The 9,711-nt window shown below is 43.6% G+C and carries 8 protein-coding genes; 2 read left to right on the top strand and 6 right to left on the bottom strand.

Annotated elements, in window-relative coordinates; translation table 11 throughout:
- Positions 1–168 precede the first annotated feature (168 nt).
- Positions 169–414, top strand: coding sequence for a LytTR family DNA-binding domain-containing protein (locus DEU29_RS13605; protein WP_208107652.1), 246 nt, complete (start codon positions 169–171; stop codon positions 412–414).
- A gap of 61 nt (positions 415–475) precedes the next feature.
- Here DEU29_RS13605 and DEU29_RS13600 read toward each other — a convergent pair whose 3' ends face one another.
- The 6 genes from DEU29_RS13600 to DEU29_RS13575 form a co-directional block, all read right to left on the bottom strand.
- A complete protein-coding gene (locus tag DEU29_RS13600; protein ID WP_051018756.1) occupies positions 476–1,849 on the bottom strand; it encodes a patatin-like phospholipase family protein in 1,374 nt (457 codons plus the stop codon).
- Positions 1,850–1,863: 14 nt separating this feature from the next.
- Positions 1,864–2,340, bottom strand: a complete 477-nt coding sequence (locus DEU29_RS13595; RefSeq protein ID WP_235598939.1) for a potassium channel family protein — start codon at positions 2,338–2,340, stop codon at positions 1,864–1,866.
- A gap of 147 nt (positions 2,341–2,487) precedes the next feature.
- The gene (locus DEU29_RS13590) at positions 2,488–3,813 is read right to left on the bottom strand and encodes a phospholipase D family protein (RefSeq protein ID WP_243734620.1); all 1,326 of its coding nucleotides are present in this window, start codon (positions 3,811–3,813) and stop codon (positions 2,488–2,490) included.
- A gap of 196 nt (positions 3,814–4,009) precedes the next feature.
- Positions 4,010–7,090 (bottom strand): efflux RND transporter permease subunit, encoded by a 3,081-nt coding sequence (locus DEU29_RS13585; RefSeq protein ID WP_133540904.1) that lies wholly within the window; start codon positions 7,088–7,090, stop codon positions 4,010–4,012.
- Positions 7,090–8,208, bottom strand: coding sequence for an efflux RND transporter periplasmic adaptor subunit (locus DEU29_RS13580; protein ID WP_092841699.1), 1,119 nt, complete (start codon positions 8,206–8,208; stop codon positions 7,090–7,092). Before DEU29_RS13580 ends, DEU29_RS13585 begins: the two co-directional genes overlap by 1 nt.
- Positions 8,209–8,275: 67 nt before the next feature.
- Positions 8,276–8,728 (bottom strand): GbsR/MarR family transcriptional regulator, encoded by a 453-nt coding sequence (locus tag DEU29_RS13575; RefSeq protein ID WP_092841701.1) that lies wholly within the window; start codon positions 8,726–8,728, stop codon positions 8,276–8,278.
- 101 nt (positions 8,729–8,829) lie between these two features.
- On the opposite strand from DEU29_RS13575, the gene DEU29_RS13570 reads away from it, so the two are divergent.
- On the top strand, positions 8,830–9,627 hold the full coding sequence (locus DEU29_RS13570; protein WP_133540902.1) for a phospholipase A: 798 nt from the start codon (positions 8,830–8,832) through the stop codon (positions 9,625–9,627).
- The last annotated feature ends 84 nt before the right edge of the window (positions 9,628–9,711 follow it).

Here is a 9,711-nt window from a genome sequence, read left to right as displayed (position 1 = left end):
GCTCACGCCATTGCTCGCGAGTTCGGTATGCTCGGCTCATGATGCTACCACCTTATTGGTTAAACTTGATGGTAGCCTATGGCTTTAAACTATGATTGAATAGGTGTGGTTCGAGTTACGCTTACGTTGGAAACTGTTAAACGTGTAATCCAACGGTTAAACGAGATAATGAATTACGCTGTCATTAAGAACTTAATCACCGGGGTGCTGCATCGAGCAACGCTATCTGATATGGAAGAATTACTGGAAGATAGATTCATTCGCATCCATCGCAGTCATATCGTAAAGCGCGACCAATTGAGGAAGCTTCTGTCGGAGCTAGGCCGATACCAGGAAGTAGAATTAGCTGACGAGACGGTTCTCCCCTTGGGCGGCCACTACAAGCGCCAGCTAATGTTTGATATTGGCTTGTAATGGGTAAGTCCAGGGAATACCAACCCCTGGGCTTATTTTTTGTCTCGATATTTAGTTGTTTTTATTGTGTCTTATGAGAGCTGATACTTTTTAGTAATTTTTGAAATTGAGGGTTTTCCCTTAGTAGCTTTCGGCCTGTACCAATAAGCAACTCAACTTCCTCTTCTGGTAAGCCGAGAGTTGTCGGGACTAAATTGAGGCGATTTCTTAGACGGTCTGATGATACCGATTTCAATTCGATAGATATTAGGTGCGCTTCGACAGGTATTCCTTGTGTTTTTGTTTCATCGACCCACTGCTCTAATTTAAGCTTTATTAAATCGGTTGTTTCATTATTGTACAATTGAAGTTGCGCATCAGTAACCGCGTTTAACGTTTGACGCATTGATGGAGGGGTCGAACTCTTATCCATGCTTGAGTCGACTTTTACTGATGCGTTTACGGCTATGATGGCAAAATGTCGTGGGATTGAATAACTATCCTCTCCATGGATCATGCTAAAGTAATTTACTATACCTCCTGTTAGCTCAACAGGGTCAGTTATAATCCTGAGACCCAAATTGTCCGATACACCTCCGTCTACGAGGTGAACAAAAGGACGTTCTTTTTTATTGGAATAAGAAAGTGCTGCAGAGGCAGTATTCCGAATACTGTGTTTCCCAATGGAAGTTTTACTGGATAAAAAGTTGATGGAATCCTTAATGTCACATGTATCGTAATTCTTCAGTACGATGGGGTCGAATAGTAAAGGCATAGCTGCTGAAGCTGCTACTGCTCTGGCTACGGGGAAGGTAGATAGATCTGAGCATATTAAATTGAAGTAGTCCTGTAGAAAGGAAAATCTAGCACCTTGAGATAAGTCTGTGGCATTGATGGCTATATAGGGCGGACCTTTTTCGAGCATGTCGCCAAATGTATATTCTCCAAATCCTGCATCAGCATATATTCCGACAGTATGATCAGTTATTCCTAAATTTGAAAACCAACGAAGAGGATTTAAAACTGTTGAGATTATTTGCTCCTTTAAATCCCGTGTTAGAAGCTTATCTTTGAAATCATAAAAAATTTTGTCTCGAAACAAACCATAGTAAGCCGCCGTTATGCTGCCGCCCGAAACAGATGAAATAAAATCAACTTCATCTAAAAGTCTTGTCGATTTGCCACCTATAGTGACATTAGTATCTCTTAGTTCTTCTAATACGCCATAAGACAGAGCAGAAGCCCGTGTTCCACCTCCGGAAAAAGCCAAAATAAGAGTTATTCCCTTGGGGTTTCCAGCTCGAGCCGCTGAGAATAATGTACCAGAAGTTAATTCAGTATCATTTTTTCCAGAAATAGGCTCATTTTTAATTTGCCCTATTGTGCTGCAGCCTAAGCTGGTAACAGAAGCTGATAGGATTACGAGAAGTCTAATTTTATAAAAAAGAAGCTTCATTTAAACTATTCGCTCTATGGTTTTGAACCGTTAGTGTTTTTTTGCAAACTGTGCTTTTGAGACTTTAGTTGTAATGAGAATAGCACTGCCGCTATAAGCATTGGTATAAAGAAAGTTCCTAATAACGCCTGGAAAGCGGCCAATAAGCGCAAGCTTTCAGTGGGTTGAAAGTCTCCATAACCTAAAGTGGTCCATGTCACTACTGAAAAGTACAGGGCGTCAACAGGACTAAAAGAGATTTCCTGACCGTATAAAATCCCAGCTCTTTGATAAAGAGTGGCAAACGCAAAAATAGTTACATAGATGGCTAAAAACATCTTGCTAAGTTGGAGCCCAACCTTGTACTCGCGATACTTTTTGAAGATATTCCAAAGTGAAGTGATGAATACTGTAGAGATAAAAAAAATAGTGACCGACATATTTATTTCTGCATCAGAGGCGAATAGTAATGCGGTATAAGCAATGGGAACAAAAACAAAAATAATAACCATCCACGCTATACCTAGATACTTTAGTATTCTATTTAGCATTTTTATGACCTATAGCATTCCAACAAAAAAACCGACTAATATGACCATGGTTCGTACATAAAGTGATTAAGAAAAAATGGCGCTTTACCGAGTAAGCCAACTCACTTTTCAAAGCAACCAATCAATGGGTAACAATGAAAAAAATCCGGCCGAAAACCTTTGAAACCAGGTTGTTCCTGGCTCTGTATCGTATCGGCGATGATGGCTACCGTTTTGCTCAAGCCAGTATAGCGAACCGGATGGAGCTAAGCGCACTTCATAGGCGCTGTAAGGGACTTCTTCGATAAAGACATCTGCCATCGTTGATGCTATTTCGGGGCTCTCAATAACAAAGCCAAGCTCAGTATTGAGCCTTGCTGAGCGAGGGTCAAAGTTAAATGAGCCAACAAAAACACGTTGTCCGTCAACGGCAAACGTTTTTGCATGAAGGCTGCTTGCTGAACTGGAGAAACTTGTTTCGACAGATTCATAGATAGTGGTATCGGTGCCAACAGTACCTGGGCGCATCTCAAATAAGCGTATATCAGCTTCTAAGAGGCGTTTCCTCCACTTTGCGTATCCCGAGTGCACAACGGCAACATCGGTAGCGGCAAAGGAATTTGTTAACACACTAATACTCACCCCGTTTTCCGCAATGCTCTCTAGCGCTTTTACTCCCGACAGGGTTGGTACGAAATAGGGAGAAACCAGTAATAATTGCTTTTTAGGTTGACCAATTATCTTTCGGAGTGCGTGAACAATGAGTTGATCCGGCTCCGCTTTACCTAAGGCTTTAAGCGGGCTATCACTCACTATTTGAGTTTCAGCCCAAATAATTGAATCGCTATCCAATAACTCACTGAGATCGGAGGGTTGATCAATATTAGTTTGATGAATAAATAAAGTGGAGTCTGATGGCGTCGTTGATTGAGAAATAAGTTCATAGGGGTAAGCTGAGTTACTGTTCCAAAAAGCGTCAAAATCGCTGGATACTTTCGCAACTACATCTCCTATCGCAAGAACATCCAGATCAGCAAAAAGAATACCATCAGAGCGGTAAAAATAGTCATCACCGATGTTTCTTCCCCCGACTATCGTAGCTTGATTGTCCACAGTAAGAGACTTGTTGTGCATGCGTCTGTTTGCTCGTGGGAAGTCGGTTATAAACCCTAGTACTCGAGAGCTTCTGGGGAGAAATGGGTTAAATAATCGCACTTCTATACTAGGATGACCGTTTAGCCTTTGTAAGGACTCGTCAATATCCCGGGAGTGAAGATCGTCCAATAACAACCTAACCTTTACACCACGATTAGCAGCTTGGAAAATGGCTTTAGTTAAACGTTGCCCAGACTTATCGTCACGCCAGATATAATATTGAATGTCCAGTACAACTTGTGCATTGTTAATTAATATCAGCCTGGCATCTAAGGACGGCTCTGCTTCGGCTAAAGGCATTATACCGGTACTTTCGGGGGAGTTTCGAAGTATCGGAGATAAGAACTGACCAAGCCGAGTGCTTTGAGTTTTTGAAACTGGCACAGAGTAGCTTGGCGTTCGCTGTTCTAAGTCGGGCAGACTGCTGCAGGCGATACAGCTAGAACAAATAATGACCATTAAAACGATATGGTGTAAGCGCATAATAAAGCCAAGTTTAATTGGCTTTCTCCCTTCTTTGGCCGTCCCAGGCAAGCATTGCCGGAGTTAATAGAAGCGTAATAAACGTCGCAACTAGCAGTCCGCCAACCAGTGCGGTAGATAACTGGATCCAGTATTGTCCCGAAGGTGCTCCCATAAAAATATCACGCTCAAAAAAGTCGACAGTTAAACCCAAGACCATGGGTAACAATCCAACTATCGTTGTCGTTGCGGTGAGAAGCACAGGGTTTAAACGTTGCATTGCTGCTTTCACTGCTGCGTCCATCGGTGATAATCCATCTGAGCGGTACTCGTTATATGCGTCGATTAGAACGATGTTATTATTCACCACAATACCCGCGAGTGCCATAATGCCAATACCACTCATGACCACGGAAAAAGGCTCTTGTCGAACCAGCAGCGCAAGCAGTACGCCAGCTAGAGAAAAGACAATGGCGGATAGCACTAAAGCCCCCTGAAAAAAGCTATTCAACTGTAATAGTAAAACGAAGAGCATTAAGAAAATGGCTAAGGCAAATGCCAATAGTAAAAAGCTCATGGCTTCATTTTGGTCGTCAAGCTCTCCGGTAAAATCAAATTCCACACCTTTGGCAAAATCACTCTGCTTGATTTTTTGTCGCAACGTTTCCGTTGCTTCGACGACGGTAACCCCGGGAACAAGGCCTGATTCTACAGTTTGTACATTGCGCGAATTGACACGAGTTATAATTGTTGGACTTAAACTCGGCGATAACTGGACAAAGTTCTCTATCGGCATCAGACCCCGGCTCGCGGGGATGCGCAAATTGGCTAGGTCGGCCATTGAGCGCTCTTCCCAGGGATAGCGTATACGAATATCAACCTGCTCTGGCGCCGATTCAGGAAGGTAAGTACCAACTAAGACACCGTCGGTCAATAGACGCGCTAAGGTACCTAAGGTCGCGACATCGACGCCATACTCGGCAGCTTTTTCGCGGTCCACATCAATTTTTATCTGTGGCTTAGGGGTCGCCATGTCACTGGATGTATCGATAAATTCATCTGATTCTTTCATCATTTTGAGCAAGTTGTCTACGGCTTCAGGCAATAAGCTCCGATCTTTCGCTGATACTTCTACAGAGACCGGACGAGAAGAGGACGGACCGCTTTGTTGTTTTTCAATCTTTAGCGCTATCCCGGGTAAGTTGTCTGTTTTAGTACGGATGTTTTGTATAATTTTTGTGGCAGAATCACGCTCCTGCCAATCCAGCAAATCAATTTGTAGTGTACCAATAATTTCTGAGTCCAGGTTGGCTTTCAGCCTTTCCTCAACTGACCCGATGGTACGAGAATAAATGCGTTCAATGCCCGCGACCGGCTCAACGGCCTTATCGACGAGCTTAACCAGATTATCAGCTTCACTTACTGATAAATTACCATCGGCTTGAACTTGTATTTGTATACGATCGGCCTCGATGTCAGGGAAAAAGTTTATGCCTTGCCCGAGCTTGCTGTAGAGGAAAAATGAAAGTAATAAGACAAACAGGCTGACCAGCAAAGCAAGTAACGGCTTATCCACCATATAGCTAACCAAAGACTGGAGTTTTGAACCGTTGTCTGCTGCATTTGCTGATTGTGAGGTCACTGATACTTTGCTTTTTACTGAGGAGCCAATTATCGGAACGAAAACCAGTGCCATGAGCAAAGACATGAGCAGTGTTATGATAACAGTGGCGGGCAGATAAAACATAAATTGCCCGGCCATACCTGGCCAAAAGAGCAGTGGTATAAATACGGCGAGGGTGGTCATTGTCGACGCAATAATAGGCCACGCCATGCGTTGGGAAGCTGCCAGATAAGCTTGTAATCGGTCTTGTCCTTGTCGACGATAGCGCTCTGCAAGGTCGACCACGACAATGGCACCATCCACTAACATACCAATAACTAAAATGAGTGCGAACAGGACCACGATGTTCAGTGTAATACCCAGCAATTGCAGCGTTAAAATGCCACCAAGAAATGAGCCTGGAATAGCAAGAGCAACGAGCAGGGAAGCTTTTACACCCAAAGCCACCACGACCGTTAGTATGACCAGAATAATGGCGAGTATGACATTGTTTTCAAGGTCGCCCAGAAATTGCTTAACATCGTCTGCCTGGTTTTGCATATAAGCGACATTAACGGTTGTCGGCCATTCAGTGCGCTGCTGCTCGACCATTTGGGTTACACGATCGACAACGTCAATGACATTAGCGCTACTCAGTTTTTTAATATCGAGTGCTATCGACGGTTGACCATCAATGCGGGCGTAACTGACGGGGTCTTTAAAAGTTCGCCTGACTTCGGCGACATCGCTTACCCGTACGACATTATTGGGCGTAGTTTTTATCGGCATCTCGAGTACATCGACAATGTTCTCAATGGTGCCAGGGATGGCGACGCTAATGCGTCCTGCCCCGGTATCCATTGCACCCGCGGTAACCAGAAGGTTGTTATTACTAATAGCCTGCGACACCTCCGCTAATGAAATGTTGTAAGACTGCATAGCTAATGGTTCAATGATGATCTCTAACAGATCTTCACGATCACCTGACATATCGATTTCGAGTACGCCATTAAGTGTTTCAAGTTTATCTTCTAAATTACGTGCCAGTTGGATTAAGTCCCGTTCGGGAATATTGCCTGAGAGCGCAACCGTTAAAATGGGGAATAAAGACAGATCAACCTCTTGCACCGTGGGCTTCTCAGCATCGGACGGTAAATCTTGTTCTGCTTTTTCAGTTTCGTCCTTTACATCACGTAGTGCTTTTTCATTGTCGAAGCCTGCGGCAAACTCCAGTTGTAACATGGCAAAGCCTTCACCGGCTTGAGCGGTTAAAGTATCTAAACCGTCGATGCTTTGTAATTTTCGCTCAAGCGGCTCGACTAATAAACGTGCGCTGTCTTCCGTTGAAATGCCGGGGTAGCTTACGGTGACGGTGAATACCGGAATGTCAATTTCGGGTGCAGCTTCTTTAGGAATTGTGGCGTAGGCAATGCTGCCCATTATCAACAATACAGCGAGTAACAGTATCGCTGCGCGATTGCGTGAGAAAGCGGCGGCAATAAAGGCTTTCATTATAATTCCTCGCCTTTGTCATAATCAGCAGGTACGGGTTTGGGGGTAACTTTTTGACCGGCAGTCAACGAACTATGGCTAATGATGACTAAACGCGTTTCGTCATCCAGCCCGCTGACCCATAAGGCATTAACGTCTGCCCGCTCCACAGTAACTGGAGAAAAACGTGTTTCGTTATTGTCATTAATGGTTAAAACACCCATGCGGCCAGCCGCATCTATTTTGATTTGGGCCGCAGAAATTTTGTGTGCTTTAACGTTGTTGGTTTCAATAGTGACTTCGGCACTCATACCGGAAGGGATAGGGTCGTTCTGGTTTGGGATGGTTATTTCAACGCGAAATGTCCGGGTCTGCGGATCGGCAATAGGAGCGATAAAGCTGACCTGTCCCTGACGATCAGTACCACCGATAAGTTTGACCGTCGCGGGCATGTTGAGTTTGAGCCTGTGAATTTGACTTTGTTGTACGTTAATAATGGCGATTAACGGATCGTTATCGATAAGCTCTAGTACTTGGTTGCCGGCTGACACATAAGCACCTTGCTCAATAAAGCGTTGATTGATAACGCCGCTGACCGGTGCTGTCAATTCAGTATTTTCAATATCGAAGGTAATACGGCGAAGCTGTGCTCGTGCTGCTTCTAGTTGTGCTTCCAACGCCTGGAGTTGAGACTGGGACGACAAATTTTGTTCGATGAGCTTTTTCGTCGCATTGAAGTCGCTTTGTGCTTTTTTTACTTGAGCTTCTGCCTGAGTGCGTTGAACTTCGCGATCATCAATAGAAAGTTTTGCAATGACATCACCTTGGCTAACCTCAGCACCGCTGTCGGCAATCATTTCGAGCATGCCGTCAGTACGTGCTCGAATATTAAGTTGCTGATTTGGTCTAATTTCGCCGTTTAGTGTCAACTCGCGAGCCACAAGCTGGGCTTGACTATTTCTTACTGCAACTGACGGTAAATTGCTCTTAGTTGCGTTTGTCTTTTCGGTATCGCCTCTGAAGATGAAACCACTGGCTATCCACAAGAAAACCAAGGTTACGATGGCAATAAATACGGCTCTAGAGCTACTGATTCGGCCTTGCTGCTTGTGCAGTGAGCCACATGATGATGAGGTCATTGATGTTGCACCTAAATTATTTAAATGTTTTCGTCAAACGTCAATTTTTCTGACTATTGAGCATGGCTTAGCGTTCGGATTTCAACTCCAACAGCAACTTTTTCACGCTTTCATCGTAGAGTGTATTAAACCTTTCAAGCTCAGTAATTTTCTCCTGAGCTTTAGAATTCTTAATACTTGCTTTGGCTTCCGTTATTATCTTTTTCGCTTCTTCATGCTGTTTTATCTTTAATTCCAGCAGCGAATCATAAGGGTTGGTACGCATTACAAAATAGTTTTGGCGCTTACCAGGCAGCGCTCTGCGTTCGACCAGCTGGAGCATTTCCAAAAAGCGAATATTGGTGCTGACACTTCCTTTACTTATTTCAAGTAAGCTCATGAGATCGGCTGTATTTAGTGGGGCATCAGATATGATAAGAGCCGCAATTATTTGCCCGGCAATGCGAGAAAGACCATAGCCCTGAGTGTGCATGCCCATATCGGTAATAAACTGTAATTCTGCTTCGGTAAGCTTATTCATAGTAAAAACTTGTTAATTTGGATAATTTAAGGCTAAGCTGTTTAGCCTGTTCAGTCAAGACTGAACAGGCTAAACAAACTTTTTCAAGAGATATGAGAGTGATGATTAACCGGTTTTTAGTATTTTCAATTCTTAACCTAACGTTGTTCGTGATACCTATTTGTCATGGTGAGCAACTTAATGCATATGAACTCTGTATTCTAGAGCGAGTAAAGGGCTCGGGTTCTATTGATACTGCTGAAACTATAAAAAAGGAGTGTCGTAAACATGCTGAAAATGAAAAAAAACAGAAGTTATCAAGTGTCGATATTCCAATAAAAGAAAGTGGCGTATTAACTCAGCGTTTAAGAAAAGAACAGCAGACGGAGTTTGAGCCTTATGTTATTACTCCCCATCGCAGAAATTATATTCAACCCATGCTTACTACAAATGACATCAACCACGAGCAATACGCTCAAATTGAAGGTTATGAGAGGAATCTGGAAGATTATGAAGCTAAGTTTCAACTGAGTTTAAAAGTTCCCTTAAGCAAATCTAGTCTGCTATTTGAAGAGGACAAACTATATTTTGGTTTTACCATTCAGTCATGGTGGCAGATCTACTCTGACGGCATATCCAAGCCGTTTCGGGAAACGAACTATATGCCGGAAATAGTGTATGCCATTAAGACCGACTGGGAGCCTTTTAACGCTAATACCGGTGTTATTTTTGGCGCAGAGCATTTGTCAAACGGTCGGAGCCAGTTACTGTCTCGTAGCTGGAATCGCCTGTATACACAGTTCGTGGTTGAAAAAGGGAGCTGGGTATTTTCGCTTAAACCGTGGGTTCGGTTGCAAGAGGACGCTAAAGAAAATCCAATAGCATCACGAGGCGACGATAACCCGAATAGGCCTTGTTGAATAAATAGGGAACTTTCCCGGTTAGCGTTGATCAGATCACCGAACCCACGCTGATACTGGACACTGCAATGAGCAAAGCAAAGT

The organism is Idiomarina aquatica, from assembly GCF_004362895.1.
Lineage (GTDB): Bacteria > Pseudomonadota > Gammaproteobacteria > Enterobacterales > Alteromonadaceae > Idiomarina.
The sequence above is the reverse complement of the archived record's forward strand: the minus strand, read 5'-3'. Positions and strand labels throughout refer to the sequence as shown.

Bases quoted from the DNA above. Each gene is read 5' to 3' on its own strand.
- DEU29_RS13590 (WP_243734620.1), bottom strand. From the start codon at position 3,813: ATGCCTTTAGCCGAAGCAGAGCCGTCCTTAGATGCCAGGCTGATATTA.
- DEU29_RS13600 (WP_051018756.1), bottom strand. From the start codon at position 1,849: ATGAAGCTTCTTTTTTATAAAATTAGACTTCTCGTAATCCTATCAGCT.
- DEU29_RS13575 (WP_092841701.1), bottom strand. From the start codon at position 8,728: ATGAATAAGCTTACCGAAGCAGAATTACAGTTTATTACCGATATGGGC.
- DEU29_RS13580 (WP_092841699.1), bottom strand. From the start codon at position 8,208: ATGACCTCATCATCATGTGGCTCACTGCACAAGCAGCAAGGCCGAATC.
- DEU29_RS13585 (WP_133540904.1), bottom strand. From the start codon at position 7,090: ATGAAAGCCTTTATTGCCGCCGCTTTCTCACGCAATCGCGCAGCGATA.
- DEU29_RS13570 (WP_133540902.1), top strand. From the start codon at position 8,830: ATGATTAACCGGTTTTTAGTATTTTCAATTCTTAACCTAACGTTGTTC.
- DEU29_RS13605 (WP_208107652.1), top strand. From the start codon at position 169: ATGAATTACGCTGTCATTAAGAACTTAATCACCGGGGTGCTGCATCGA.
- DEU29_RS13595 (WP_235598939.1), bottom strand. From the start codon at position 2,340: ATGGTTATTATTTTTGTTTTTGTTCCCATTGCTTATACCGCATTACTA.